Source organism: Lysobacter sp. 22409 (assembly GCF_052045105.1).
Taxonomy (GTDB): Bacteria; Pseudomonadota; Gammaproteobacteria; order Xanthomonadales; family Xanthomonadaceae; genus Lysobacter; species Lysobacter antibioticus_B.
This window is the reverse complement of record NZ_JBQEOE010000032.1, coordinates 34,522-60,268: the sequence shown is the minus strand read 5'-3', so window position 1 is coordinate 60,268 and position 25,747 is coordinate 34,522. Positions and strand designations below refer to the sequence as shown.

24 protein-coding genes are annotated in these 25,747 nt (G+C 66.8%); 15 read left to right on the top strand and 9 right to left on the bottom strand.

Annotation, left to right across the window (positions count from 1 at the left end; genetic code table 11):
* Nucleotides 1-6: 6 nt before the first annotated feature.
* The 10 genes from rplO to ACTJJK_RS16155 all read left to right on the top strand — a co-directional run bounded on the left by rplO (nt 7) and on the right by ACTJJK_RS16155 (nt 9,498).
* A complete protein-coding gene (gene rplO / locus ACTJJK_RS16200; RefSeq protein WP_031373817.1) occupies nt 7-444 on the top strand; it encodes a 50S ribosomal protein L15 in 438 nt (145 codons plus the stop codon).
* Nucleotides 445-451: 7 nt separating this feature from the next.
* Entirely contained in the window at nt 452-1,825 is a 1,374-nt protein-coding gene (secY, locus tag ACTJJK_RS16195; RefSeq protein ID WP_031373816.1) for a preprotein translocase subunit SecY, read from the top strand.
* 232 nt (nt 1,826-2,057) lie between these two features.
* Nucleotides 2,058-2,414, top strand: a complete 357-nt coding sequence (rpsM, locus tag ACTJJK_RS16190; RefSeq protein ID WP_440730699.1) for a 30S ribosomal protein S13 — start codon at nt 2,058-2,060, stop codon at nt 2,412-2,414.
* Between the two features lie 12 nt (nt 2,415-2,426).
* Nucleotides 2,427-2,819 (top strand): 30S ribosomal protein S11, encoded by a 393-nt coding sequence (gene rpsK, locus ACTJJK_RS16185; RefSeq protein WP_031373814.1) that lies wholly within the window; start codon nt 2,427-2,429, stop codon nt 2,817-2,819.
* Between the two features lie 14 nt (nt 2,820-2,833).
* A complete protein-coding gene (gene rpsD / locus ACTJJK_RS16180) occupies nt 2,834-3,463 on the top strand; it encodes a 30S ribosomal protein S4 (protein ID WP_031373813.1) in 630 nt (209 codons plus the stop codon).
* Between the two features lie 152 nt (nt 3,464-3,615).
* Nucleotides 3,616-4,614, top strand: a complete 999-nt coding sequence (locus ACTJJK_RS16175; RefSeq protein ID WP_031373812.1) for a DNA-directed RNA polymerase subunit alpha — start codon at nt 3,616-3,618, stop codon at nt 4,612-4,614.
* A 287-nt stretch (nt 4,615-4,901) separates the two neighbouring features.
* Nucleotides 4,902-5,276, top strand: coding sequence for a 50S ribosomal protein L17 (gene rplQ / locus ACTJJK_RS16170; protein ID WP_031373811.1), 375 nt, complete (start codon nt 4,902-4,904; stop codon nt 5,274-5,276).
* 307 nt (nt 5,277-5,583) lie between these two features.
* The gene (locus ACTJJK_RS16165; protein ID WP_031373810.1) at nt 5,584-6,084 is read left to right on the top strand and encodes a disulfide bond formation protein B; all 501 of its coding nucleotides are present in this window, start codon (nt 5,584-5,586) and stop codon (nt 6,082-6,084) included.
* Between the two features lie 60 nt (nt 6,085-6,144).
* Nucleotides 6,145-7,533 carry a class II 3-deoxy-7-phosphoheptulonate synthase gene (locus ACTJJK_RS16160; protein ID WP_031373809.1) on the top strand — a complete coding sequence of 463 codons (1,389 nt, stop codon included), beginning with the start codon at nt 6,145-6,147 and terminating at the stop codon, nt 7,531-7,533.
* Nucleotides 7,534-8,493: 960 nt separating this feature from the next.
* Nucleotides 8,494-9,498, top strand: a complete 1,005-nt coding sequence (locus ACTJJK_RS16155; RefSeq protein WP_440730698.1) for an alpha/beta hydrolase — start codon at nt 8,494-8,496, stop codon at nt 9,496-9,498.
* A gap of 68 nt (nt 9,499-9,566) precedes the next feature.
* On the opposite strand, the gene ACTJJK_RS16150 is transcribed toward ACTJJK_RS16155, so the two are convergent.
* The 8 genes from ACTJJK_RS16150 to typA all read right to left on the bottom strand — a co-directional run bounded on the left by ACTJJK_RS16150 (nt 9,567) and on the right by typA (nt 17,633).
* On the bottom strand, nt 9,567-11,201 hold the full coding sequence (locus ACTJJK_RS16150; RefSeq protein WP_440730697.1) for an amidase: 1,635 nt from the start codon (nt 11,199-11,201) through the stop codon (nt 9,567-9,569).
* A gap of 149 nt (nt 11,202-11,350) precedes the next feature.
* Nucleotides 11,351-12,517, bottom strand: coding sequence for a pyrroloquinoline quinone biosynthesis protein PqqE (gene pqqE / locus ACTJJK_RS16145; protein ID WP_223620340.1), 1,167 nt, complete (start codon nt 12,515-12,517; stop codon nt 11,351-11,353).
* Entirely contained in the window at nt 12,514-12,810 is a 297-nt protein-coding gene (gene pqqD / locus ACTJJK_RS16140) for a pyrroloquinoline quinone biosynthesis peptide chaperone PqqD (protein WP_031373207.1), read from the bottom strand. Before pqqD ends, pqqE begins: the two co-directional genes overlap by 4 nt.
* On the bottom strand, nt 12,807-13,577 hold the full coding sequence (gene pqqC / locus ACTJJK_RS16135) for a pyrroloquinoline-quinone synthase PqqC (protein ID WP_440730701.1): 771 nt from the start codon (nt 13,575-13,577) through the stop codon (nt 12,807-12,809). Before pqqC ends, pqqD begins: the two co-directional genes overlap by 4 nt.
* 55 nt (nt 13,578-13,632) lie before the next feature.
* The gene (gene pqqB / locus ACTJJK_RS16130; protein WP_031373209.1) at nt 13,633-14,565 is read right to left on the bottom strand and encodes a pyrroloquinoline quinone biosynthesis protein PqqB; all 933 of its coding nucleotides are present in this window, start codon (nt 14,563-14,565) and stop codon (nt 13,633-13,635) included.
* A 65-nt stretch (nt 14,566-14,630) separates the two neighbouring features.
* Nucleotides 14,631-14,714, bottom strand: coding sequence for a pyrroloquinoline quinone precursor peptide PqqA (pqqA, locus tag ACTJJK_RS16125; RefSeq protein ID WP_036111709.1), 84 nt, complete (start codon nt 14,712-14,714; stop codon nt 14,631-14,633).
* 253 nt (nt 14,715-14,967) lie between these two features.
* Complete coding sequence (locus ACTJJK_RS16120; protein WP_031373210.1) at nt 14,968-15,441, bottom strand: DUF2127 domain-containing protein; 474 nt, start codon at nt 15,439-15,441, stop codon at nt 14,968-14,970.
* 362 nt (nt 15,442-15,803) lie between these two features.
* Nucleotides 15,804-17,633, bottom strand: coding sequence for a translational GTPase TypA (typA, locus tag ACTJJK_RS16115; RefSeq protein ID WP_031373211.1), 1,830 nt, complete (start codon nt 17,631-17,633; stop codon nt 15,804-15,806).
* Between the two features lie 364 nt (nt 17,634-17,997).
* Here typA and ACTJJK_RS16110 point away from each other — a divergent pair, with 364 nt between their 5' ends.
* The 5 genes from ACTJJK_RS16110 to ACTJJK_RS16090 all read left to right on the top strand — a co-directional run bounded on the left by ACTJJK_RS16110 (nt 17,998) and on the right by ACTJJK_RS16090 (nt 22,591).
* Complete coding sequence (locus tag ACTJJK_RS16110) at nt 17,998-18,504, top strand: peptidylprolyl isomerase (RefSeq protein ID WP_031373212.1); 507 nt, start codon at nt 17,998-18,000, stop codon at nt 18,502-18,504.
* A 408-nt stretch (nt 18,505-18,912) separates the two neighbouring features.
* Nucleotides 18,913-20,118 (top strand): pyridoxal phosphate-dependent aminotransferase, encoded by a 1,206-nt coding sequence (locus ACTJJK_RS16105; RefSeq protein WP_031373213.1) that lies wholly within the window; start codon nt 18,913-18,915, stop codon nt 20,116-20,118.
* A gap of 44 nt (nt 20,119-20,162) precedes the next feature.
* Nucleotides 20,163-20,540: a glutaredoxin family protein gene (locus ACTJJK_RS16100; RefSeq protein ID WP_031373214.1), complete on the top strand. Its 378-nt coding sequence runs from the start codon at nt 20,163-20,165 to the stop codon at nt 20,538-20,540.
* 127 nt (nt 20,541-20,667) lie between these two features.
* The gene (locus ACTJJK_RS16095; RefSeq protein WP_223620343.1) at nt 20,668-21,654 is read left to right on the top strand and encodes a malate dehydrogenase; all 987 of its coding nucleotides are present in this window, start codon (nt 20,668-20,670) and stop codon (nt 21,652-21,654) included.
* Between the two features lie 268 nt (nt 21,655-21,922).
* Nucleotides 21,923-22,591 carry a LuxR C-terminal-related transcriptional regulator gene (locus ACTJJK_RS16090; protein ID WP_223620344.1) on the top strand — a complete coding sequence of 223 codons (669 nt, stop codon included), beginning with the start codon at nt 21,923-21,925 and terminating at the stop codon, nt 22,589-22,591.
* A 349-nt stretch (nt 22,592-22,940) separates the two neighbouring features.
* On the opposite strand, the gene ACTJJK_RS16085 is transcribed toward ACTJJK_RS16090, so the two are convergent.
* A complete protein-coding gene (locus ACTJJK_RS16085) occupies nt 22,941-25,607 on the bottom strand; it encodes a hybrid sensor histidine kinase/response regulator (protein WP_440730700.1) in 2,667 nt (888 codons plus the stop codon).
* Nucleotides 25,608-25,747 lie beyond the last annotated feature (140 nt).

Sequence of the window (25,747 nt, the reverse complement as noted above, 5' to 3'; positions counted from 1 at the left end):
AACATCATGCGTCTCAATACACTCAAGCCGGCTGACGGCGCCCGCGAAGACCGCAAGCGCGTCGGTCGCGGTATCGGTTCCGGCCTCGGCAAGACTGCCGGCCGCGGCCACAAGGGTTCGTTCGCCCGTTCGGGCAAGGGCAAGATCAAGGCCGGTTTCGAAGGCGGCCAGATGCCCATGCAGCGTCGTCTGCCGAAGATCGGCTTCCGCTCCAAGCTGAAGAACGACACGGCCGAAGTGCTGCTGTACCAGCTGGACAAGCTGGACGCCGGCGACGTCGATTTTGCCGCCCTCAAGGCCGCCAAGCTCGTTCCGAGCTCGGCCAAGCAGGCCAAGATCGTCAAGAAGGGCGAGTTGACCAAGAAGTTCGTACTCAAGGGCGTGCTGGCCACGGCCGGCGCCAAGGCCGCCGTCGAAGCGGCCGGCGGCAAGGTCGAGGAGTAAACGACGCATGGCGCGGAGCGGCAACGCGATGGCTGGCCTCGGTGGCGGGCTCGGTAAGTTCACCGAGCTCCGTCAGCGTTTGCTGTTCGTGATCGGCGCTTTGATCGTCTACCGCATCGGTAGCTACATCCCGGTGCCCGGCGTCAACCCGCAGGCGATGGTCGAGTTCATGTCGACCAAGCAGGGCACGATCGTGGACATGTTCAACATGTTCTCGGGCGGCGCCCTGCATCGCTTCAGTCTGTTCGCACTGAACGTGATGCCGTACATCTCGGCCTCGATCATCGTGCAGCTGCTGGTGCAGATCGTGCCCAGCCTGAAAGCCATCCAGAAGGAAGGCGAGTCGGGCCGGCGCAAGATCAACCAGTGGTCGCGTATGGGCGCGATTCCGCTGGCGGTGTTCCAGGCCTGGGGCATCGCCGCCGGCCTGCAGTCGAGCATGGCGCCGAACGGCGTGCCGGTGGTGTACGCACCGGGCATGGGCTTCATCCTGACCGCCGTGATCGCGTTGACCGCGGGCACGATGTTCCTGATGTGGCTCGGCGAGCAGATCACCGAACGCGGTATCGGCAACGGCGTCTCGCTCATCATCTTCGCCGGCATCGTCGCGGGCCTGCCCGCCGCGGTCCTGCAGATGTTCGAGCAGATCCGCAACGGCGACATGAGCGCCATTGCGGCGATCGCGATCATCGCCCTGGTCGTCGGCTTCACCTATCTGGTGGTGTTCGTCGAGCGCGGCCAGCGTCGGATCACGGTCAATTACGCCCGTCGCCAAGGCGGCCGTAATGCCTACATGAACCAGGCCTCGTTCCTGCCGCTGAAGCTCAACATGTCGGGCGTGATCCCCGCGATCTTCGCCTCGAGCATCGTGATGTTCCCGGCGACGGCAGCGACCTGGTTCGCCCAGAACAACAGCGGCAGCGGTTTCTCCGGCTTCCTGCAGCGCCTCAGCCAGTGGTTGAACCCGGGTGAACCGGTTCACATGATCCTGTATGCTGGCCTGATCATCGGCTTCGCGTTCTTCTACACGGCGCTGGTGTTCAATTCGCAGGAAACCGCCGACAACCTGAAGAAGTCGGGCGCGCTGATCCCGGGCATCCGTCCCGGCAAGGCCACCGCGGACTACGTTGACGGCGTGCTGACTCGTCTTACGGCGGCTGGCGCGATTTACCTGGTGATCGTCTGCCTCCTTCCGGAGGTCATGCGCACCCAACTGGGAACCTCGTTCTACTTCGGCGGCACCTCGTTGCTGATCGTCGTGGTCGTGGTGATGGATTTCATCGCTCAAATCCAGGCTCATCTGATGTCGCATCAGTACGAAAGCCTGTTGAAGAAAGCGAACTTGAAGGGCGGCTCGCGCGGCGGTCTCGCGCGCGGGTGAGTCAGGACCGTTCCGCGCGCCAGAGTAGCGCGCGGGGCTGGGAGGGCAGGTCATCGCCTTGTTCAGCCAGTTCAGATTCGTCGCCGGAGCATGGGCACACTCCCCATGCCGTGGTTCCGTGGCACCTTTGGTGCCGCGGGGCTTCCTATTAACCCGAGACCTAGATATAATTTCCAGTTCACTCCGCCGGGATTAATCCGTCCTGGCCGCCAAATCAGTTGGAGATCGCCTTATGGCGCGTATTGCGGGCGTTAATTTGCCTGCCCAGAAGCATGTCTGGGTTGGCCTGCAAAGCATTTTCGGCATCGGCCGTACCCGTTCGAAGCAAGTCTGCGAGTCCGCGGGCGTCGCTTCGACGACCAAAATCCGTGACCTGTCCGAGCCGGAAGTCGAGCGCTTGCGCGCCGAAGTCGGCAAGTTCGTGGTCGAAGGCGACCTGCGTCGCGAGGTCGGTATTGCGATCAAGCGTTTGATGGACCTGGGCTGCTACCGCGGCCTGCGTCACCGCCGCGGCTTGCCGCTGCGTGGTCAGCGCACGCGTACCAATGCACGTACCCGCAAGGGTCCGCGCAAGGCCATCAAGAAGTAAGGGACCCATACCATGGCCAAGCCGGCAGCTGCCAAAACCAAGAAGAAGATCAAGCGAGTCGTCACCGACGGCATCGCCCACGTCCACGCTTCTTTCAACAACACCATCATCACGATCACCGACCGCCAGGGCAACGCGCTCTCGTGGGCGACCTCGGGCGGCGCGGGTTTCCGCGGTTCCCGCAAGTCGACCCCGTTCGCCGCCCAGGTGGCAGCCGAAAAGGCTGGCCGTGCTGCGCTCGACTACGGCGTCAAGTCGTTGGAAGTGCGCATCAAGGGCCCGGGTCCGGGTCGCGAGTCCGCCGTTCGTTCGCTGAACAACGTCGGATACAAGATCATCAACATCATCGACGTGACGCCTATCCCGCACAACGGGTGCCGTCCGCCGAAAAAGCGTCGCGTCTGAGGAGCTGAAGAAAAATGGCTCGTTATATTGGCCCCACCTGTAAGCTCGCTCGTCGCGAAGGCGCCGACCTTGGTCTGAAGTCGTCCGCTCGCGCGCTCGACTCGAAGTGCAAGCTCGAGCAAAAGCCCGGCCAGCATGGCCCCACCGCCCGCAAGGGCAAGCTGTCCGACTACGCCACCCAGCTTCGCGAGAAGCAGAAGGTCAAGCGTATCTACGGTCTGCTGGAGCGTCAGTTCCGCAATTACTACAAGAAGGCCTCGACCAAGAAGGGCAACACCGGCGAGAACTTGCTGCAGTTGCTGGAGACCCGTCTCGACAACGTCGTCTACCGCATGGGCTTCGCCGTGACCCGTCCGGCCGCCCGCCAGCTGGTTTCGCACCGTGGCGTCACGGTCAACGGCAAGTCGGTCAACCTCCCGTCGTACCAGGTCAAGGCCGGCGACGCGATCGCGTTGTCCGAGCGTGCCCAGAAGCAGCTTCGCGTGCAGGAATCCCTGACCGTGTCGTCGCAGATGGACCTGTCGCCGTCGTGGGTCGAGGTCGACAACAAGAAGTTCAGCGGCGTGTTCAAGGCGGTTCCGGATCGTGCGGACCTGCCGGCCGACATCAACGAAGCGCTGATCGTCGAGTTGTACAGCAAGTAATAGTGCAGGGCGCTGCCGGTCCCCCGGGGCCGGCAGTACCCGCAACCCAGGTCGATGCGCCAGGCGCATCGGCCGCTCCCTCGAACAGAGGGGGCTCCAAGAGCTAAAGCCTTCCGTCGCCCCCCGACGAAGGTCATTGGAGACACCGAAACATGACGGTTACCGCCAACCAGGTACTGCGCCCGCGCGGTCCGCAGATCGAACGCCTCACCGGCAATCGCGCGAAAGTCGTGATCGAGCCGTTGGAGCGCGGTTACGGCCACACGCTGGGCAACGCGCTGCGTCGCGTGCTGCTGTCGTCGATCCCGGGTTTCGCCATCACCGAGGTCGAAATCGACGGCGTGTTGCATGAGTACACCACGGTCGAAGGTCTGGAAGAAGACGTGCTGGAGGTTCTGCTGAACCTCAAGGACGTCGCGATCCGCATGCACACCGGCGACGCTTCGACGCTGTCGCTGGCCAAGCAGGGTCCCGGCATCGTCACCGCCGGCGACATCAAGACCGACCATAACGTCGAAATCCTCAACACCGACCATGTGATCTGCCACCTGACCAAGGACACGGCACTCAACATGCGTCTGAAGATCGAGCGCGGCTTCGGCTACCAGCCGGCGGCTTCGCGCCGTCGTCCGGACGAAGAAACCCGCGCGATCGGTCGCCTGATGCTCGACGCCAGCTTCTCGCCGGTCCGTCGCGTCGCCTACGCGGTGGAAGCCGCGCGCGTCGAACAGCGCACCGACCTCGACAAGCTCGTGCTCGACATCGAAACCAACGGCACGATCGACGCCGAGGAAGCCGTGCGCACCGCCGCCGACATCCTCACCGATCAGCTGTCGGTGTTCGGCGACTTCACCCACCGCGACCGCGGTGCGCAGAAGCCGGCCACCAGCGGCATCGATCCGATCCTGCTGCGTCCGATCGACGACCTCGAGCTGACCGTTCGTTCGGCCAACTGCCTCAAGGCCGAGAGCATCTACTACGTCGGCGATCTGATCCAGAAGACCGAAGTCGAGCTGCTCAAGACCCCGAACCTCGGCAAGAAGTCGCTCACCGAGATCAAGGAAGTGCTGGCTCAGCGCGGCCTGTCCCTCGGCATGAAGCTCGAAAACTGGCCGCCGGCCGGCATCGCCTCGCACGGGATGATGGGCTGAGCCCAAGCCTAGCCCGCGCGGCACTGCCGCGCGGCTTGGGCGAAGGCCCGGCGCGCTGCGCCGGGCCGGGGAACGAAGAGAGTCCACGCCGAAGCTAAGCCGAAGCGTGGATTTCTTGCTAACGGCGACCGAGTAAAAGCAACACCGCAACACAAGCCGACGGACCCAGAAGTCCGCGGCTCGCCGGTCAGGGAAGGCCGGTTCGGACCAACCGCAGTCCAATGCTCCAACGCCTGGATGGCGACAGCGATCTCCAACAGTTACGACATTCATCAGGAATCACAACCATGCGCCACCAGAAATCCGGCCGTAAGTTCAGCCGCACCAGTGCTCACCGCGATGCCATGTTCACCAACATGGCCGCTTCGCTGATCAAGCACGGTCTCATCCGCACCACCCTGCCGAAGGCGAAGGAGCTGCGTCGCGTTGCCGAGCCGCTCATCACCCTCGCCAAGAAGGACGGCGTGGCCAACCGCCGCCTGGCCTTCTCGCGCCTGCGCGATAAGGAAGCCGTCGGCACCCTGTTCGTCGAACTCGGCCCGCGTTACGCCTCGCGTCCGGGCGGTTACCTGCGCATCCTCAAGTGCGGTTTCCGCGCTGGCGACAATGCGCCGATGGCCTACGTCGAGCTGGTCGATCGTCCGCAAGCCGCGGCCGAGTGATCGCCGGCGCCGGGCGACCGGCGCTGCGATACGACATGCAAGCCAATAGGCAGGCGACCGGCGACGGTCGCTCGCCCAGCTAGCGAAGCCCCGGCCCCGGCCGGGGTTTTTGCTTTTCGGCGACGGTTACTTCGGCAACGGTTGCGGCGGTAATGATTATGGGAGACGGGTTTCGGGGGCAATCGGTTTCGCGACGCAACTTTTCCGGCCCGGCGCAGTCGATGTTGCTGCGACGAAACGCCACGTTGCGTAGCGACATGCCTATCCGACATTGGCACGACCCGACCCAGACCCGTATGGTGTGAACATGAACCCCTTCAAAGCCTCTTTCCGGACCCAGTACCTGCTCGGCTTCCTGGCCTGCACGGGCCTGCTTGCTTACGCGTTCTACCTGCAGCTGTACCAGCACCTCGAACCCTGCCCGCTGTGCATCTTCCAGCGCGTCGCCTTCTTCGCCCTCGGACTGGTGTTCCTGGCCGGCGCCCTGCACGGCCCGAAGAAGGCCGGCGGACGCGGCACTTACGGCGTGCTGGCCCTGCTGGCCTCGCTCGGCGGCATCGCCGTCGCCGGCAACCACGTGCGTCTGCAGCACCTGCCGCCCAGCGAAGTTCCGGCTTGCGGCCCGGGCCTGGATTACATGCTCGATGCGATGCCGATAGCCGGAGTAATCCGCAAGGTCATGACCGGTTCCGGCGAATGCGCCGCGGTCGACTGGAGCTTCCTCGGCCTGGCCATGCCGGCCTGGAGCCTGATCTGCTTCGTCGTCCTGGCGGTCTGGGCGGCCTATGCCGCGTTCCGCCGTCGTTGATTCAATAGAGTTCCCGCGTCACTCGATCCCCACCGCTGTCCCCAACTGGAAACCAAGGAAATGAGCGCCTCCGATCGCAACCTCCGTGCCGTCAACCTTCCCGCCGACTGGACGCCGACGTCCTGGCGCGAGCGCACCGCACTGCAGTTGCCGAATTATCCGGACGCGGCCGAGTTGGAATCCGCGTTGCAGGAACTGCGTCACCTGCCGCCGTTGGTGACTTCGTGGGAGATCCTCTCGCTGAAGCAGCAGCTCGCCGAGGCGCAGGAAGGCAAGCGCTTCCTGCTGCAGGGCGGCGACTGCGCCGAGAGCTTCGACCAGTGCTCCTCGGACGTGATCTCCAACCGCCTGAAGGTGCTGCTGCAGATGAGCCTGGTGCTCGTCCACGGCATGCGCAAGCCGGTCGTGCGCGTCGGCCGTTTCGCCGGCCAGTACGCCAAGCCGCGTTCGGCCGACACCGAGACCATCGACGGCGTGACCCTGCCGAGCTACCGCGGCGACATGGTCAATGCGCCGGCCTTCAACGAGGCCGCGCGCAAGCCCGACCCGCGCCGCATGATCAAGGCGCATGCGCGTTCGGCGATGACGATGAATTTCGTCCGCGCCCTGATCGACGGCGGTTTCGCCGACCTGCACCACCCCGAGTACTGGAACCTGAGCTGGGTCGGCCACTCGCCGCTGGCCGACGAGTACCGGCGCATGGTCAACGCCATCGGCGATGCGGTGCGCTTCATGGAGACGCTGTCGGGTTCCGAGGTGCACAACCTCAACCGCGTCGACTTCTACACCTCGCACGAAGCCTTGCTGCTGCCGTACGAAGAGTCGCTGACCCGGCAGGTGCCGCGTCACTGGGGCTTCTTCAACCTCAGCACGCATTACCCGTGGATCGGCATGCGCACTGCGGCGGTCGACGGCGCCCACGCCGAGTACTTCCGCGGCATCCGCAACCCGATCGCGCTCAAGGTCGGCCCGTCGGTGACGCCGGACCAACTGCTGCGCACCATCGATCTGCTCAACCCCGAGGACGAGCCCGGCCGCCTGACCTTCATCCATCGCATGGGCGCGAGCCACATCGCCGAGAAGCTGCCGCCGCTGCTCGACGCGATGCGTCGCGACGGCCGCCGCGTGCTGTGGGTCTGCGACCCGATGCACGGCAACACCGAGAGCACCAGCAACGGCTACAAGACCCGTCGCTTCCGCAACATCCGCGCCGAGATCGAGACCTCGTTCGAACTGCACGCGGCGGCCGGAACGCGTATGGGCGGCGTGCACCTGGAGCTGACCGGCGAAGACGTGACCGAATGCCTGGGCGGCGCGCGCGAACTGACCGAGAGCGATCTCGATCGCGCTTACCGTTCCACGGTCGACCCGCGCCTGAACTACGAACAGGCGCTGGAAGTGGCGATGCTGATCGTGCGTAAGCAAGCGCAGATCGCCGCGCCGGCCTGAGGTTTTTTCGCTTCAGGTTTCGGCAAACGCACCGCAAGACGAAAGCCCGCCGCAAGGCGGGCTTTTTTGTAGGGTGACGTGTCGGTGGTTGGAGAGATGCCGGTCGCGCGCAGTGGACGGTGGCGGCTTGCGACCGAAGGAAATCCAGACGGGGCTGCTCCCGAGCACGAACATCGGACGATTGCCGTTGCCGTTGCCGTTGCCGTTGCCGTTGCCGCTGCCGTTGCCCTTGCCCTTGCCCTTGCTGTTGCTGTTGCTGTGCGCCGTCTAAGCTTCGCGAAGGCCATAGAAGACCCGGAGGGCGGCCCGCAGGGATGCGGGCCGTTTTTCATCGGGACAAGGATGTCCCGTATGAAAAAGCCCTGCGTCGGCATCGAACGCGCGGGCTTGTGATTCAAAGAGAAGCATTTTTCTTTGGTTACCTTTCTTTTGTTGCTTATGACAAAAGAAAGTAACCCGCCGCTTTAGTGGCGGAAGCTCTTAGCGTTTGATCTTGATTTGGCTGATCGAGAAGCCACAAGCAAGAGCAAAGCTTCCGTCCGCTGACGYGGCCGGGTTACTTTCTTTTGCTAAGCCCAAAAGAAAGGTAACCAAAGAAAAGGGCTCTCCTTGACAAAGCTCCCCTGCGAGCACGCAGCTTGCGCCGGGATTTTTCGATAAGACGTCCCTGTCTTATCGAAAAACGGCGCACGTCCTGTGCGCCGCCCTCCGGGTCTACGATTGCATCGCAAGTTCGGAACTGCGCCAAGCTTTCATGGCAACAGCAACAGCAACAGCAACAGCCGTCGTTGCTCTTGGGTAGGAGCGGCGCAAGCCGCGACCGCGAATTCGCCGATGCGACGGAACCTCGGCTGCATGATGCAACCTCTCGCAATCGCGACGCCCACGCTTCGCTGCCGACCGAATCGTTCCGACGATGCAATGCGCACAATCGCCGCACCTCCCTCTGCGACGACTGCAATGAACCGACGCGATCTGATGACCTGGCCGCTATCGGCGATGGCGCTGTCGATGTTGCCGCTGCCGGCGATGGCGGCCGGTAATCGGCCTGCGCGCGAACGACGCTCGGTAGCATGCGTGCTGGATGGGGAAACGCTGCGCTTGTCGCTCGTGCGGCAGCCGGCCGCGGGCCCGGTGGTGCTGTACGTACACGGCGCGACGTTCCCCTGCGATTTGTCGGTCGGCTGGCGCATGGGCGGGCTGTCGTGGCTCGACCATCTGCAGGCGCAGGGCTTCGATGCCTGGGGTCTGGATTTCGCCGGTTATGGCCATTCCGAACGGCCGGCGGTGTTCCAGGCCGATCCCGGTTCGGCGCCGCCCTGGGGCGACTACCGCATGGGCGCGGCGCAAATCGCCGCGGCGATCGCCGCGATCGGGCGCGAACGGCCGCGGGCACCGATCCATCTGCTCGCGCATTCCTGGGGCACGCTGCCAGCCCGGCAGGCGGCGATCGAGCATCCCGATGCGGTGAACAAGCTGGTGTTGTTCGGGCCGGTTTCGACTCGCGACGGCTCGCCAGGCGATGAGGCCAAGCCGGCCTGGACCTTGATCAGCGCGGCCGATCAACGGCCTCGGCAGCGCTCTGGTTTGCCGGCGGATGCGGCCACGCCGGTCAGCTCGCAGGAACTGGAAAGATGGTGCCAAGCCTATCTGGACAGCGACGAAGGCTCGGCCACGCGCAGCCCGCCGTCGGTGAGGGTTGCCAACGGGCCGGTCGCCGACATCGAGCGACTCTGGGCCGGACAGGCGCTGGTCGACAATGCACGCGTGCGTCAGCCGACTTTGATCGTGCGCGGCGAGTGGGACCACGTCACCACTGATGCCGATGTCGCGCGACTGTACGCCGAACTCAGCGGGGCGGCGGAGCGGCGCGAGGTCAAGATTTCGGGCGGCAATCATTGGCTGCACCTGCAACCGCGGCGCACGGCGCTGTGGTCGACGAGCACGGCTTTCCTGCGCGATTGATCGCTCGCGAACCGAAGCCACACCGTGCAGGCAAAGCGAACACGCTCGGCAACGCAGCCGCTTGCGGCTCAGGGGTTCAGCGTCGCCCGGTACCTCGGCGCGGTGCGCGCCTGAGTCAGTTGCTCGAAGGCATAGCCCAGCGACAGCAGCTTCGCATCGCTCCAGCGCCGGCCCATGAAGACCATGCCTACCGGCAGGCCGGAGGCTTCGCCGAGCGGCACGGTCAAACTCGGGTAGCCGGCCACCGCGGCCGCGCCCCAGCTCGCGCCGCCGAAGGGGTCGCCGTTGACCGCATCGACCATGAAGGCCGGGGTCGTCGCCACTGCGATCAGGGCGTCGAGCTTGTGCCGCTTCATCACCGCATCGATGCCTTGCGCGCCGGCGAGTTGGCGCGCGCGCGCCGCGGCCTTGCGATAGGCCGGCTCCTTGAGGCTGCCTTTCTTGTTGGCCTGTTCTAACAGCTCCTGGTCGAAGTAAGGCATCTCGGTCGCGGCGTTCGCGCGGTTGAAGGCGATCAGCTCGCTCAGCGTTTTGACCGGTGCATCGTGTTCGCGCAGGTAGCGTTCGACGCCGTCCTTGAATTCGTACAGCAGCACCTCGAACTCGGCCTTGTTCCACTGCCCCGCGGTCGGAATCCGCACCTCGACGATGGTCGCGCCGGCATCGCGCATGCCCTTGAACGTGCGTTCGAGCACCGCGTCGATCGATGGAGGCGTCTTGACCCCGGAGTCGCGGATGAAACCCAGGCGGGCGCCGCGCAAGGACTCGGCGTCGAGCGTCGCGACGTAGTCGTCGATGCGCTTGCCGGCGGCGGCTTGTGCGGCGGCATCGCCGCCGGCGTCGGCCGCGGCGAGCACGCTCAGCAGCCGTGCGGCATCGGTGACGTTGCGCGCCATCGGGCCTGCGCTGTCCTGGCTGTGCGAGATCGGAATGATGCCGGCGCGGCTGACCAGGCCGACGCTGGGCTTGAAGCCGACCAGGCCGTTCATGGCCGCCGGGCAGAGGATGCTGCCGTCGGTCTCGGTGCCGACGCCGAGGGTGGCCAGGCTGGCGGCGATGGCGGCGCCGGTGCCGCTGCTGGAGCCGCAAGCGGTGCGGTCGAGCGCGTAGGGATTGCGGGTCAGACCGCCGCGGCCGCTCCAGCCGGAGATCGAGCGGGTCGAGCGAAAATTGGCCCACTCGCTGAGATTGGTCTTGCCGAGGATCACCGCGCCGGCCTGGCGCAGCGCGGCGACCAGCGGCGCGTCCTGCGGCGGGCGGTGCGCGGCCAGGGCCAGCGAACCGGCCGAATTGACCATCGGCGTGGCGTCGATGTTGTCCTTGATCAGCACCGCGATGCCGTGCAGCGGGCCGCGCAGCTTGCCGGCCTTGCGTTCTTCGTCGAGCGCCCGCGCCTCGGCCACGGCATTCGGATTGAGTTCGATCACCGCATTGAGTCTCGGCCCGTCGTCGTCGAGGGCGGCGATGCGGTCGAGGTAGGCCTGGGTGAGTTTGACGCTGCTGAAGTCGCCGGCGGCCATGCGTGTCGCCAAGGTCGCGCTGTCGGCCTCGGTGAGGCGCAGTGGGTCGGCAGGCAGTAAACCGCGCGGCAGGTCGGCCGGCACGGCCGGGCGGGTCGGGTGCTGCGCGCCGTTGCTCGCGCAACCGACGACGGCCAGGACGAGCGCGACGGCGCTCAGGCGCAGCGCGGGCGTGGCGGACATGGCGGATTCCTGCAGAGACTCGGGCGAGTATGCCCGCGCGAACGTACGCGGGCGAGGCACACTCGTCCGCTGGTGCGGCGCAGGCTGCCGTTCGGTCGGATGGCGGTCGTCCTATGGACAGTGCGCGAGTGTCGGCGCGTCGATGCGGCTCAGGGCGCGCGGCTGCCCGCGGGCCGGATCTTGCGATAAACGAATTCCGGCGCCGGCGCCTGCGATTCGCGCTCGGCCAGTTCGCGCACGCCGGCGTGGTCGGGCGAGCGATCGCAGACCGGGTCCAGGGTGTCGGCGCGTCCGCTCAAAGCCAGCGCCTGGCAACGGCAACCGCCCCAGTCGATCTCGCGACGGTCGCAGCTGCGGCAGGGGTCCGGCATCCAGTCGGTGCCGCGATACCGCTGGAAGGCGTCCGACTCGCGCCAGATCTCGCCCAGGCCGCGTTCGCGCACCGAATCGAAATGCAGCCCGGCGATGGTTTCGGCGGCGTGGCAGGGCAGGACCTTGCCTTCCGGAGTGATGTTGACGAAGCGCTGCGCCCAGCCGCCCATGCAGGCCTTGGGACGGCGCGCGTAATAGTCGGGGGTGACGTAGTCGATGGTCAGGGTGCCGCGCAGGCGCTGGCGCGCGTCCTCGACCACGGCGGTGACGGCGTCGAGCTGCGCGCGGGTCGGCATCAGCGCGGCGCGGTTCTTCAGGCCCCAACCGTAGTACTGGGTGTGGGCGACTTCGAGCCGGCCGGCACCGAGATCGAGCGCGAGTTCGATCATCGCCGCGACGCGTTCGGCGTTGTGGCGATGGACCACGGCGTTGAGAGTCAGCGGCAGGCCGAGTTCGCCGCACCAGTGCGCCAGGGCGAGCTTGCGCCGATGGCTGCCGGCATACCCGGCGATGCGGTCGGCGCCGCGCTCCTCGCTGTCCTGGATGCTCAGTTGCAGATGATCGAGGCCGGCCTGTTGCAGGGCGAGCAGACGTTCGCGCTCGACGCCGACCCCGGAGGTGATCAGGTTGCAGTACAGGCCCAGCGAACGCGCGTGTCGCAGCAACTCGGGCAAGTCCTTGCGCAGGGTCGGCTCGCCGCCGGAGAAGTGCACTTGCAGCACGCCGAGTTCGGCGGCTTCGCCGAGCACGCGCAACCAGTCGGCGGTCGCCAGTTCGTCGCGCAGGCCGACCAGTTGCAGCGGATTGGAGCAATAGGGGCAGGACAGCGGGCAGCGATGGGTGAGTTCGAGCAGCACCGCCAGCGGCGGTGCCGGTGCGCGTTCGGCGCGCAATGGCGGCGCCAGCGCGGCGGCGACTGTCGGCGATGGCGTCGCTGCGGTCATGAGGCCGGCGCTGCGACCGCGAGCATGCGCTTGTCGAGCAGGCTGGCGAACAGTTCGAGCACGTCGCCGCGGACTTGCTCGGCATCGGCGTCGTACTCGGCCGCGAGCGCGGCGACGATCGCGTCGACGTCGGCGGCACCGTCGACGCGCGCCAGCACGGCGTGGGCGATCTCGTCGAGTTCGACCACGCGTTCGGGCGCCAGCAGCACCCATTGTTCGCGCGCGCGGTCGTGTTGCAGGCGCACGCCGGCGGGGAAACGCGGTACCGCGCGGGCATCGATGGTCGCACTCATGCGCCGGGCTCCGGGGCGGGGCGGAAAGCGCCCGGCGGGATCATGTCGATGCGGTCCTCGCCGGGCGCATTGCCGACATAGGCCAGGTAAAGGGCGTCGAGCATCGACCACAGCACTTCGCACTTGAAGCGCAGCGCCGCGCAGACCGCGTCCTGCTGCTCGCGGGTGCGCGCATGATGTTTGACGTAGTCGAGGGCGAAGTGGGCGTCCTGCGGCGCCTGGTGCAGGCGCGAATCGAAATAGGCGAGGGCCTGTTTCGATACGAAATCGTAGTGGGCGAGCATGCCGGCGACGCGCTGGCCGATGATGTTCGGCGCGAACAGCTCGGTCAGCGACGAGGCGATGGCTTCGAGCAGGCTGCGTTCGCGCACGAAGTGGATATAGGCCTGGACCGCGAAACGCGTCGCCGGCAACAGGCCGCGTCCGGATTCGACCAGTTCGCGGTCGAGGCCGAGCGCGTCGGTCAGGTGCAGCCAACGCGCGATGCCGCCGTCGCCGGGGCGTTCGCCATCGTGATCGACGATGCGCTGGCGCCAGACGCGGCGCAGGTCGGGGTCTTCGATGCGGGCGAGCAGGGCGGCGTCCTTGAGCGGGATGCAGCGCTGGTACTCGAAGCGATTGAGCGCCCAGGCCTGGACCTGGCCGCGGTTCAGACGGCCGCTGTGCAGCAGCGCATGGAAGGGATGCTTGTCGTGATAACGCTCGGCGCCGATCGCGCGCAGGCTCGCTTCGAGCTGCGCAGGCGTCAGCAGCGCGTCGTCGGCGATGCGCGGCCCGGACGGGTCGGTTTCGATGGCGTGCGCGTTCACAGCCCGATCTCCATCACAGCGTGATCTCCATGCCGTCCTCGGCGACTTCCCAGCCGTGCGCGGCGACGTGCGCGCGTTCGGGCGAGGCCTCGTCGAGCACCGGGTTGGTGGTGTTGAGATGGATGAACAGCTTGCGCTGCACGTCGAGGTCGGCGAACGCGGCGAGGGTGCCGCCGGCGTCGCCTTCGCCTTCGCCGAGGATGTTCATGTGGCCCATGCGCGCGCCGGTCTTGCGGCCGACTTCGGCGCGGATCAGCTCGTCGTCGCGCCATAGGGTGCCGTCGAAGAACACCAGGGCCGCGCCGCGCAGGCGTTCGCGCAAGGCCGGCGTCATCGCCGCGCAGCCGGGGACATAGAAGCAGCGTTGCGCGCCGTCGGAAATTTCCAGGCCGACGGTTTCCTCGGCCGAGCCGGCGAGGTCGCCGCCGCTGCGCGATTCCATGAACAAGGGCACTTTGCCGGGCACGCTGAACGCGGTCACGCGCAGGCCGAGCGGAGCGTCGAGGCCGGCGATATCGAGCGGCGCATCGAGGGTGAGCGGCTTGCGCGTTACGTACTCGGGATCGAGCGCATCGAAGATCGCGTTGTCGCGCAGCAACTGCAGCACGCGCGCACTGGCCCACAGGTCGAAGCGCTGGCGTTCGCGCATCGACAGCAGGCCGGCGATGTGGTCGATCTCGCCGCTGGTCAGCAGCACCGCCTCGATCGGCGAATGGCGCAGGCCGCGTTGCGGCCACAGCCGTGGAATGGCCAGCACCTGCTGGCGGAAATCGGGCGAGGCGTTGATCAGCAGCCAGCGTTCGCCATCGGCGCTGACCGCGATGCTGGCCTGGCTGCGGCGCTTATGGCCGGGCTCCTGGCGCCAGGCGCGCCGGCTGCCGGGGGTGTTGCAATTCCACTGCGGGTAACCGCCTCCGGCCGCCGCACCGAGCACGACGATATGCATCATCGTGTCGCCATCGGGCCAGCGTTACGACTCGCGCGCGTTGCGACGGCGGAAGCGGGCATGATTCAGAACAGGTCGCCGGAGGAGTACGAATTGATTTCGCAGCCGACCGAGATTTCGCGGATCTGAGGCTTGGACCAGGTCTTCATGTACGTTCCTCGCGTTGGGGAGTGGGGCCTTGCCGGGACGGTGGAACCGCGGGCGATGGCTTGCGCGCGTCCGCACGGCCTTGCATCGCGCACGCCGGGATGCGGAGGCCGCGGCATGCGGTCGGGCCGGGGCCGCGACCTCAAAACGATACACCCGCCGGGTGGGCGGCGCCTGTGATTTCGAGCCCGATCGTGGTGCGTGCGGCAGGTTCCGGCTCGCCCGGATGTCGCCGCCGAACTGCGACGGCCGGCCTCAGTGACGGCGCTTGAACAGGTCGCGGCCGAGAACCCAAACCACGATCACGTTGATTATGAGAACTGCAATGGCCAGCCAGCCGGGATGGCGATAGAGGGCATAGAGATCGAACGGCAGATACAGGGCCGCGCCGATGCAGCCGAGCCACGAGGCCCAGGCCTTCGCCTTCCACAGGCCCCACGCTTCGAGCAGATGCAACAGGCCGTAGGCGAGCACGACGCCGGCGGCCAGGTGCACCGAGTGCGGGCTGATCGCCTGCGCGAGCCAGGCCAGCGAGCCGTGTTCGGGATCGAGATGGAAGCGTTTGATGAGTTCTTCGATCCAGCGCTGCAAAGGCGCCGGGCCGAGCAGTTCCAGCCCGCTCGCGGCCGACAAGGCGAGCAGGCCCTTGATCGCTTCGACCGCGGCGATCAGGTGCAGGCCCGGATGGGCCTTGGGGTCGCTGTCGTAATCGGGGGCGGTCGAGGTCATCGCAGTGCGCCGGATGCGGATCGCAGGCCAGGCCGTGCGTGTCGGTTCGAAGTGAACCGGCAGGAATCGAAGGGGCTTGGGTCGAACCGGGTGGAATCGAGCCGGATAGAGGCGGGCCGGATAGAGGCGGACCGGATAGAAGCGGACATGATCAGATCGTGCATGGACATGCGGCGTTCGATCCCGGTTGTGCGTCAGGGTTCCCGGCCTGCGCCGTCGAGCGTGGCGGTCGACTGTGCCGGTATAGGCCGCAGAAACCGAAACGCGCGCCATCGGCGCGCGTTCCTTGGCCCGAGCCTCTCCCGCGGGCGGGAGAGCGTTGGGGCGATGCCGCCTTGCGGACAAGGCGGCGCTCGTAGCGATCAGGCCGCGCGCGAGGCGCGCTTGCGATCGCTTTCGGTGAGGAACTTCTTGCGCAGGCGGATTTCCTTCGGGGTGACTTCGACCAGCTCGTCGTCCTCGATGAAGTCCAGGGCCTGCTCCAGCGTGTACTTGATCGCCGGGCTCAGCTGGATCGCATCGTCCTTGCCCGAGGCGCGCATGTTGGTCAGCGGCTTGGTCTTGATGGCGTTGACGGTCAGATCGTTGTCCTTGGAGTGGATACCGATCAGCTGGCCCTCGTACACGTTGTCGCCCTCGGCGGCGAACAGGCGGCCGCGCTCCTGCAGCGGGCCCAGCGAGTAGGCCGGGGTGGCGCCCGGCGCATTCGCGATCATCACGCCGTTGATGCGCTTGGCGATCGCGCCCTGTTCCTTCGGGCCGTAATGGTCGAACACGTGGAACAGCAGGCCCGAACCCTGGGTCAGGGTGCGGAACTCGTTCTGGAAGCCGATCAGGCCACGCGCCGGGATCATGTAATCCAGGCGTACGCGACCCTTGCCGTCGGGCTCCATGTTCTTCATCTGCGCCTTGCGGGTGCCCAGCTTTTCCATGACGCCGCCCTGGTGCTGCTCTTCGATGTCGACCACCAACTGCTCGATCGGCTCCATCAGCTTGCCGTCGATTTCCTTGATGATGACTTCCGGGCGCGACACGGCCAGCTCGAAACCTTCGCGGCGCATGTTTTCGATCAGCACCGACAGGTGCAGCTCGCCGCGGCCCGAGACCAGGAACTTGTCCGGGTCGGAACCTTCCTCGACCTTCAGCGCCACGTTGTGCAGCGTCTCGCGCTCCAGGCGCTCGCGCAGCTGGCGGCTGGTCAGGAACTTGCCGCCGCTGAGCTCTTTATTGCCGGCGAACGGCGAATTGTTCACCTGGAAGGTCATGCTGATGGTCGGCTCGTCCACCGTCAGGGCGGGCAGGGCTTCCGGGGTGTCGAGCGCGCACACGGTGTCGGAGATCGACAGCTCGGCGACGCCGGAGATGGCGACGATATCGCCGGCCTCGGCTTCCTCGGTCTCCAGACGCTCAAGGCCCATGAAGCCGAGCACCTGCAGGACCTTGCCCTGGCGCTTCTTGCCGTGACGGTCGATCACGCTGACCGGCATGTTGCGGCGGACCTTGCCGCGCTGGATGCGGCCGATGCCGATCAGACCGACGAAGTTGCTGTAGTCCAGCTGGCTGATGCGCATCTGGAACGGGCCGTCGAGGTCGACCTGCGGCGGCGCCACGTGCTTCATGATCGCTTCGTACAGCGGGGTCATGTCGCCCGAGCGCGCGGAGTCGTCGAGGCTGGCGTAGCCGTGCAGCGCCGAGGCGTAGACGATCGGGAAGTCGAGTTGCTCGTTGGTGGCGCCGAGCTTGTCGAACAGGTCGAACACCTGGTCGATGACCCAGTCCGGACGGGCGCCCGGACGGTCGATCTTGTTGACCACCACGATCGGCTTGAAGCCCATCGCGAAGGCCTTCTGGGTGACGAAGCGCGTCTGCGGCATCGGGCCGTCCATCGCGTCGACCAGGATCAGCACCGAGTCGACCATCGACAGCACGCGCTCGACCTCACCGCCGAAGTCGGCGTGGCCTGGGGTGTCGACGATGTTGATGCGGTTGCCCTGCCAGGTGATGGCGGTGTTCTTGGCCAGGATCGTGATGCCACGTTCCTTTTCCTGGTCGTTGCTGTCCATCGCGCGCTCGGCCAGCACCGTGCGTTCGGACAGGGTGCCCGACTGCTTGAGCAGGCAGTCGACGAGGGTGGTCTTGCCATGGTCGACGTGGGCGACGATGGCGATATTGCGCAGGCGTTCGATGGACATGCGATTGGACGCCGGAAGGCGCTATAGCTGAGGAAGTAAGCCGATCATTATAGCGGGCAAACATGGCAAGTGCCTGCGGGGCGAGGATTTATTCGCCTGCGGGCCAGTTTTATGAACGGGGCAGGGCGGTCCAGGCCGGGCAGACCCCGGGGCGCAGGCCTCGGACGCCTTTTTCCCCGCGCCCCCTACGGACCGCCCCAGGCTGAGCCAGGCGCCGCCGGCTGCCGCGGCGCGGCCGCGCGCGGTTCATGGCGGGACGGCCCGAATCGCCCATCGGGTACCCTTGTGGATGGCCCCGGGCGCCGCCATGTCGGCTGCCGAACATCCGTTGTCCCATCCCCTCGCACCATCTGGAGTCCGCTGTATGAGCCTGATCGCCACTTTCGACACCGACCGCGGCCCGATCCGCGTCGAACTCGCCGCCGACAAGGCGCCGCTGACCGTCGCCAACTTCGTCAATCTGGCCCAGCGCGGCTTCTACGACGGCCTGAACTTCCACCGCGTGATCCCGAACTTCATGATCCAGGGCGGCTGCCCGCAGGGCACCGGCACCGGCGGCCCCGGCTACCGTTTCGAAGACGAGACCCGTAACGGCCTGGGCCACCAGCGCGGCGTGCTGTCGATGGCGAACGCCGGCCCGGGCACCAACGGCAGCCAGTTCTTCATCACCCACATCGTCTGCGACTGGCTCGACGGCAAGCACACCGTGTTCGGCAAGGTCCTCGAAGGCCTGGACGTGGTCGATGCGGTCAAGCAGGGCGACAAGATCAAGTCGGTCAAGATCGAAGGCGACGTCGCCGGCGCCCTGGCCGCCAAGGCCGAGCGCGTGGCCGACTGGAACAAGGTCCTCGACGAGAACGCCCGCGCCTGAGGCCTGGCGGGCTGCGGCGGCCACCGTCGCAGCCATCGCTGCCAAGGCAGGACACGAAAGACGGCCGCAAGGCCGTCTTTTCGTTTCTGCAGCGCCGCCGCCGGCATCCGCCGCGGCGGCCGCGCCAGGGCCGCGCCGAAGCGGCCGCCCCGGCAAAGCGGCGCGGCCGATCGGGCACCGCGAACGGCGGCGAAGACGCCGATCCGGGCGCGTAAACAGGCCTGATCGAAGCCGGCGCGGCGGCGACGCTGTGCTACCATTTTGCGGCTCGAACCAGTGGTTCCGGCAGGCGTTTCCGGAGCATTGTTCTTCAGCTGCCGGGCGCGCCGACGCGCCGCCACTGCCGTCTCGCGCACGCTCCTCTCCCGCACCAGCTCCGTCGTACACCACCCCACGAGGTTCAAGACGATGCCCCAGCTCGCCCGGCGCATCGGTCGCGCCAAGCCCAGCGCGATCATGCAGGTTGCCGAAAAGGCCAAGCGGCTCAAAGCCGAAGGCCGCGACATCATCAGCTTTTCGATCGGCGTTCCCAACTTTCTGCCCGGCGACCATGTCTACGCCGCCGTGCGCGATGCGCTGGCCAAAGACAGCGGCCAGTACGGCAGCAACCGCGGCGCCGACGCCTTGCTGGATGCCTTCATCGAGCACATGAGCAAGATCGGCCTGACCGGCTACGGCCGCGTCAACGTCGCCACCGGCATCGGCGCCAAGCACGTGATCTACAACATCGCCGAAGCGCTGCTCGACGAAGGCGACACGATCGCGTTCCCGACCCCGTACTGGACCAGCTATCTCGACATCGCCGAGATCGTCAACGCCCAGATCGACCTGCTGCCGTGCCCGGCTTCGCAGGACTACAAGCTCACCCCCGCCCAGCTCGACGCCGCACTGGCGAAGAAGCCGAAGGTGTTCTTGTTCAACAACCCGTCCAACCCGACCGGCATGGTCTACGGGAAGGAAGAAATCGACGCGCTGGCCGACGTCGTGGCGAAGTATCCCGACACCTGGATCATCACCGACGACATCTACAACCGCATGGTGTTCGACGGCCTGGGCTACCACAACTTCGTCCATGCCCGTCCGGAACTGCGCGACCGCGTGATCTTCATCGACTCGCTGTCCAAGACCTACGGCATGCCGGGTTGGCGCGTGGGCTTCATGGCCGGACCGGAATCGGTCGCCCAGGCCGTGACCACGATGAACTCCAACCACATCACCAACGTGCCGGAAGTCGTCACCGCCGCCGCGGTCGCCGCGCTGTCGGGCCCGCAGGACGTGCCGACGCAGAAATGCGCCGAGTTCCAGGCCAAGCGCGATCAGGTCATGGCAGTGATGAACGCCATTCCGGGCGTGGTTTGCCCGCGTCCGCAGGGGGCGTTCTACGTGTTCCCGGACATCAGCGTCGCCTTCGGCAAGACCCATGCGCCGAGCGGCCTGAAGATCGGCAACGACATGGATTTCTGCAGCGCGCTGCTGGAAACCAAGGGCGTCGCCTGCGTGCCGGGTTCGGCGTTCGGCGAGCCGCGCGCGCTGCGCATCAGCTACACCTGCCCGACGCCGCAGCTCGCTCCGGGCCTGCAGCGGTTCCAGGAGTTCTTCGCCGAGCTCGTCTGAGCCCGGCGAAGTCCCATCACTGACGTAGCCAAGGAAAGCCTCGCATGCGCGTACTCACCGTCCTGCTGATCCTGGGTCTGGCCGGTGGCGCGTATGCGCTGGCCTACAAGGGCGATACCGCCTGGTTCGCCACGCGCCAGGCCGAACTGAAACCCGACGACCCGCGTCACCAGACCGGCGACAAGCGCATCGTGATGCTGGCCGCGGAGTGGTGCGGCTACTGCGAAAAGCTGCGCAAGGATTTCGAACTCGCCGACGTGCGCTACAGCATCATCGACATCGACACGCCCGCCGGCCAGCGCGCCATGAGCGCGGTCGGCGCGCGTGGCGTGCCGGTGACCATCGTCGGCCAGGAGATCGTCTACGGCTACGACATGGACGAGATCAAGGACCGGCTGAAACCGCTGGGCTATCGACTCTGAAGCGCCTGGAGCGCTTGGCGCAGCTATCGAATTTGAAAGCGCCAGGCGCTTTCGCATCCTCATTCACGATCACCTTGGCGGGCCCCCGCGCCCGCACCATCGATCAACTAGCGAAGGAAACACCCCGATGAAGACCCCCGTCCGCGTTGCCGTCACCGGTGCTGCCGGCCAGATCGGCTACTCGCTGCTGTTCCGCATCGCCTCCGGCGAAATGCTCGGCAAGGACCAGCCCGTCATCCTGCAGTTGCTCGAACTGCCGCTCGAAAAAGCTCAGGCCGCGCTGAAGGGCGTGATCATGGAGCTCGAGGACTGCGCGTTTCCGCTGTTGGCCGGCGTGATCGGCACCGACGACGCCGAAGTCGCGTTCAAGGACGCCGACGTGGCCCTGCTGGTCGGCGCGCGTCCGCGCGGCCCGGGCATGGAGCGCAAGGACCTGCTGCTGGAAAACGCCAAGATCTTCACCGCCCAGGGCGCGGCGCTGAACAAGGTCGCTTCGCGCGACGTCAAGGTGCTGGTGGTCGGCAACCCGGCCAACACCAACGCCTACATCGCGATGAAGTCGGCTCCGGACCTGCCGGCGAAGAACTTCACCGCCATGTTGCGCCTGGACCACAACCGCGCGCTGAGCCAGCTCGCCGCCAAGGCCGGCGTCGCCGTGGGCGACATCGACAGCCTGATCGTGTGGGGCAACCACAGCCCGACCATGTACCCGGACTACCGCTTCGCCAAGGCCGGCGGCGTGTCGCTGAAGGACAAGATCAACGACGCCGCCTGGAACGCCGACAGCTTCATCCCGACCGTCGGCAAGCGCGGCGCGGCGATCATCGAAGCGCGCGGCCTGTCCTCGGCGGCCTCGGCGGCCAACGCCGCGATCGACCACATCCGCGACTGGGTGCTCGGCAGCAACGGCAAGTGGGTGACCATGGGCGTGCCGTCCGACGGCAGCTACGGCATCCCGGAAGGCGTGATGTACGGCGTGCCGGTGATCACCGCGAACGGCGAATACACCCGCGTGGAAGGCCTCGAAATCGACGCCTTCAGCCGCGAGCGCATGGACAAGACCCTGGCCGAGCTCGAAGAAGAGCGCGCCGGCGTGGCCCACCTGCTGGGCTGATCGCCGCGCGATCGCGATGCATGAACGGGGCGGCCTTGGCCGCCCCGTTTTCGTTTGGGGGCTGGATTGCCGGATGCCCCGATCCCTCTCCGCGGCGATCGCCCCGTGTTTCGCCGACGCATCGCGATGGCGGCTCGCGTCGTCGGCCCATTGCGCAGCGCCCCAGGCGTTTTCCCCTTGGTCGAAAGGGGGCGAGCCCTCTGCCGCCGAACCGGCCGCGAGCGTGTAGCATCGATCCCGCTCCGAAGTCCGAGGGGACCCCAGTCCGATGAGCGAGACCCTGCGCCTGTTGATTGCCGACGACCACCCGATGTTCCGGGCGGCGCTGCGTTATGCGCTCGGCGAGATCGCGCCGGGCGCCAGTATCGTCGAGGTGTCGAGCCAGAGCGCGCTCGAAGCGGCCATCGCCAGCGGCGAGGAGTTCGACCTCGCCATGCTCGACCTGATGATGCCCGGCGCGATGGGTTTCTCCTCGCTGGTATACGCACGCGGCGAGCGGCCCGAGTTGCCGGTGGTGATCATTTCCTCCAACGAACACCCGCGTACGATCCGTCGTGCCCAGCAGTTCGGCGCCGCCGCCTTCGTACCCAAGTCGGCGCCGACCACGGTGCTCGGCGAAGCGGTCAAGGCGGTGCTGGCCGGCGATGTCTGGTTTCCGGCGCAGAAGGCCGAACGCGACGAACACGATGCGCAACTCGCCGACCGTCTTGCCCTGCTGACGCCGCAGCAACTGCGCGTCTTGATGCGTCTCGCCGATGGCCTGCTCAACAAACAGATCGCCTACGAACTGTCGCTGGCCGAAAACACGGTGAAGATCCACGTCACCGCGATCCTGCGCAAACTCGGCTGCCACTCGCGCACCCAGGCGGCGGTGCTGGTGAAGGGCCTGTCGCTGGAAGACGAAGGCGCGGACTTGCACGGCTCGACGGCGCAGTAACGGAAGAGGACGCCGGCACCCGTGTGCGGTTCTCCCCTTTGCAAAAGGGTAAGGGAAGCAGGCGGCTTTGCAGTGAGCGCTCAAGCAAATCCCCCGCGCCATTGAGTCGAACTCAGGCTTCGTAGCCGCGCAGGCCGCAGCCCCCTTTGTCAAAGGGGGCGATTATTCCGGTCGGCAACCTCGTTACGAGCTGGGATCTTGCACGGCCGACAACGCGACAAGGTGGCCGTGCAGTTCCCCCCTTTGAAAAAGGGGGCAGGGGGGATTTGCTTTGGCTTTACGGCGAACGCTCAAGCAAAGCCGCGCAGTGCCTTGTCTCTGCCTAAGGCTCGCTCCGAACACTCGATCCCTATCCTTCAACCGCACCGCGTGCCAACAAGCGCATCGACAGTGCGCGCAGTGCGGCCGGTTTGAGCGGTTTGGGCAGGAAGCTCCAGCCGCGTTCGGCGGCGCGCGGGCGCAGAGTGGGGTCGGCGTCGGCCGACATCAGCACCACCGGCGGCATGCGCTCCCACTCGGCTTCGAGTTGGAGGGCCAGCTCGAAGCCGGTGCTTTCGCCCAGGCGATAATCGAGCAGCAACAGCTCGGGCATGGCCCGCGACGCGGCCATGTGCAGGGCGCCGGCCGCGTCGGCGGCGGTGTCGACGCAGCAGCCCCAATCGCTGAGCAGCCGTTGCGCGGCGTGTCGAGAATGCAGATCGTCGTCGACCACCCACACGCGGCGGCCGCGCAACAACGGGTCGAAATCGGATACGGCATCGCTGTCGTGGGCTTGGTCCGAAGCGGCGGCCGCAGCCGGTTCGGCTTGGGTGGCCGCATACGGCACTTCCACCGAGAACACGCTGCCGCGGCCGGGCCACGAACGCACCGCGATGCGGTGGTCGAGCAGTTGGGCGACGCGACGTACGATCGCCAGACCGAGCCCGGCGCCGCGCGCGGGCGCTTCGACGCCGAGGTCGAGGCGCTGGAACTCCTCGAAAATCAGTTCGAGTTTGTTGGCGGGAATGCCGGGGCCGGTGTCCCAGACTTCGATGCGCACGCCGTCGCGCAAGCGTCGCGCGCCGAGCACGATGCGGCCCTCGCGCGGGGTGAACTGCAGGGCGTTGGAGAGGAAGTTCTGTACGATCCGGCGCAGCAGAATTTCATCGCTGTCGACCACGGCGCTGGATGCGATGCAGTGCAGGCGCAAGCCGCGCGACTCGGCCAGGATGCGGAACTGGCTGTCGATGGTGGCGAACACGCGCGCCAAGGGCAGGGCGGCGCGGCGCACTTCGAGCGCGCCCGATTCCAGGCGCGAGATGTCGAGCAGGCTCGACAGGATGTCGTCCTGCGCCGCCAGCGCGGCCTCGATGTGGTCGGTGAGGTCGCGGCCTTCGGCGTCGACGCGCCGGCGCAGCGACGACAAATACATGCGCGCCGCGTTCAAGGGCTGCAACAAGTCGTGCACGGCCGCGGCGACGAAGCGGGTCTTGGAGCGGTTGGCGCGTTCGGCCTCGCCCTTGGCGGTCTGCAGGTCGCTGGTGCGTTGTTCGATGCCGCGTTCGAGGCTATCGGCGAGCGTACGCAGATCGCGCGCGGCCTGTTTGTAGGCGGTGATGTCGGCGTAGCTGGTGACGAAGCCGCCGTCCGGCATCGGGTTGCCGCGGATCTCGATGACGGTGCCGTCGGGGCGCTCGCGTTCGTGCAGGTACGGCTGGCCGCGTTGCAGGTGATCGAGGCGGCGGCGGATCGCCTCTTCGGGATCGCTGCCGAGCAGGCCGCGGCGGGCGTTGTAGCGGATCAGGTCCTCGATCGGCCGCCCGACCTGCAGCAGCTCGGGCGGGTAGCGGAACAACTCGGCGTAACGCTGGTTCCAGGCGACCAGGCGCAGTTGCGAATCGACCACGCTGACGCCCTGCGGCAGATGCTCCAGGCTGTGGCCTTCGCCGAGGCTGGCCTGGCGCGCGGCCTGGACCACGCCGTCCTGCGCCGTGCGCAAGGCTTCGGCGTGGTGCTCGACCATCTTTTCCAGTTCCTGCCGGCTGCGCAGGCGTAGCGTCGCGATGCGGTGACGCTGCAGGATCAGCAGGGCCAGCGAGACCAGCAGCAACCAGCCGCCGGCGGCGACCGCGCGCGCGATCCAGGCGGTGCGCAGGCTCGGCGTGGTGTCGCGCAGCAGGTGCAGGGTCCAGTTTTCGCGCGGCAGGTGCAGCGATTGCCACAGCATCGGCTCGCGCATCGCCGGGTCGCGCAGGCGCACCACGCGCGCGCCGCCGCCGATGTCGCGTTCGAGCCGGATCGAGGCCAGGCGCAAGGGCTGTCCTTGGTATTGGCGGGTCAGTTGCAGTTCGCGGCGTTGCGCCGGTGTCGGCGGCTCCAGCATGCGGTAGCGCCACTGCGGCGTCGCACTCAGGAACACCACGGCGTTAGCGTCGCTGAGCAAGACCAGGTCGCCGCGCTCGCTCCAGTCCGAACGGATGTCTTCGAGTTCGACCTTGACCGCGACCGCGCCGACCGCGCCGCCGCGTTCGTCGTGGATGGCGCGGGCGATGAAATGGCCGGGCACGTGGGTGGTCACGCCGATCGCATAGAACTCGCCGGTGCCTTCGGTCATCGCCTGCTGGAAATAAGGGCGGAAGGCATAGGAGTGGCCGACGTTGCTGTTCGATCCCGCCCAGTTGCTCGCGGCGATGCCGATGCCGTTGCCGTCGATCAGGGTCAGGGTGCTGGTGCGGTTGGCGAAATTGAGCTGGACCAGACGTTCGTTGGCGCGCTGGCGTTGCAGCTTGTCGTCCGGGTTGGCGAGGGTGGCGCGCAGTTGCGGATCGAGCGACAGCACCGCCGGCATGATCCGGTAGCGGTCGATGTGCTGTTCGATGACCTGGGCGCGTTGATCGAGCAGGACCCGCGCCTCGGCGGCCTGGCGTTGCAGCGCCCGGGTATAGGCCACGCGCCCCGCGATCAGCATCGCCAGCAACAGCACGGCCAGGATCGCGGCGATCCAGAGCGCGGTCTTGAGCTGGCGGGGGCGGGGAATCACGGGGGCGGGGCTCGTTGAGGCCTCGGTGCAAGACTAACCGGTTTGGGCCGAGGGCCGCAGTGGCGCCGGGTGTCGAGGGTTCGCGGTCGCGACTGGTGACCGGAGCAAATCCAGTAGGACGTCGCTCCTACCCAAAG

Bases quoted from the DNA above. Each gene is read 5' to 3' on its own strand.
- rplO (WP_031373817.1), top strand. From the start codon at position 7: ATGCGTCTCAATACACTCAAGCCGGCTGACGGCGCCCGCGAAGACCGC.
- secY (WP_031373816.1), top strand. From the start codon at position 452: ATGGCGCGGAGCGGCAACGCGATGGCTGGCCTCGGTGGCGGGCTCGGT.
- rpsM (WP_440730699.1), top strand. From the start codon at position 2,058: ATGGCGCGTATTGCGGGCGTTAATTTGCCTGCCCAGAAGCATGTCTGG.
- rpsK (WP_031373814.1), top strand. From the start codon at position 2,427: ATGGCCAAGCCGGCAGCTGCCAAAACCAAGAAGAAGATCAAGCGAGTC.
- rpsD (WP_031373813.1), top strand. From the start codon at position 2,834: ATGGCTCGTTATATTGGCCCCACCTGTAAGCTCGCTCGTCGCGAAGGC.
- ACTJJK_RS16175 (WP_031373812.1), top strand. From the start codon at position 3,616: ATGACGGTTACCGCCAACCAGGTACTGCGCCCGCGCGGTCCGCAGATC.
- rplQ (WP_031373811.1), top strand. From the start codon at position 4,902: ATGCGCCACCAGAAATCCGGCCGTAAGTTCAGCCGCACCAGTGCTCAC.
- ACTJJK_RS16165 (WP_031373810.1), top strand. From the start codon at position 5,584: ATGAACCCCTTCAAAGCCTCTTTCCGGACCCAGTACCTGCTCGGCTTC.
- ACTJJK_RS16160 (WP_031373809.1), top strand. From the start codon at position 6,145: ATGAGCGCCTCCGATCGCAACCTCCGTGCCGTCAACCTTCCCGCCGAC.
- ACTJJK_RS16155 (WP_440730698.1), top strand. From the start codon at position 8,494: ATGAACCGACGCGATCTGATGACCTGGCCGCTATCGGCGATGGCGCTG.
- ACTJJK_RS16150 (WP_440730697.1), bottom strand. From the start codon at position 11,201: ATGTCCGCCACGCCCGCGCTGCGCCTGAGCGCCGTCGCGCTCGTCCTG.
- pqqE (WP_223620340.1), bottom strand. From the start codon at position 12,517: ATGACCGCAGCGACGCCATCGCCGACAGTCGCCGCCGCGCTGGCGCCG.
- pqqD (WP_031373207.1), bottom strand. From the start codon at position 12,810: ATGAGTGCGACCATCGATGCCCGCGCGGTACCGCGTTTCCCCGCCGGC.
- pqqB (WP_031373209.1), bottom strand. From the start codon at position 14,565: ATGCATATCGTCGTGCTCGGTGCGGCGGCCGGAGGCGGTTACCCGCAG.
- pqqA (WP_036111709.1), bottom strand. From the start codon at position 14,714: ATGAAGACCTGGTCCAAGCCTCAGATCCGCGAAATCTCGGTCGGCTGC.
- ACTJJK_RS16120 (WP_031373210.1), bottom strand. From the start codon at position 15,441: ATGACCTCGACCGCCCCCGATTACGACAGCGACCCCAAGGCCCATCCG.
- typA (WP_031373211.1), bottom strand. From the start codon at position 17,633: ATGTCCATCGAACGCCTGCGCAATATCGCCATCGTCGCCCACGTCGAC.
- ACTJJK_RS16110 (WP_031373212.1), top strand. From the start codon at position 17,998: ATGAGCCTGATCGCCACTTTCGACACCGACCGCGGCCCGATCCGCGTC.
- ACTJJK_RS16105 (WP_031373213.1), top strand. From the start codon at position 18,913: ATGCCCCAGCTCGCCCGGCGCATCGGTCGCGCCAAGCCCAGCGCGATC.
- ACTJJK_RS16100 (WP_031373214.1), top strand. From the start codon at position 20,163: ATGCGCGTACTCACCGTCCTGCTGATCCTGGGTCTGGCCGGTGGCGCG.
- ACTJJK_RS16095 (WP_223620343.1), top strand. From the start codon at position 20,668: ATGAAGACCCCCGTCCGCGTTGCCGTCACCGGTGCTGCCGGCCAGATC.
- ACTJJK_RS16090 (WP_223620344.1), top strand. From the start codon at position 21,923: ATGAGCGAGACCCTGCGCCTGTTGATTGCCGACGACCACCCGATGTTC.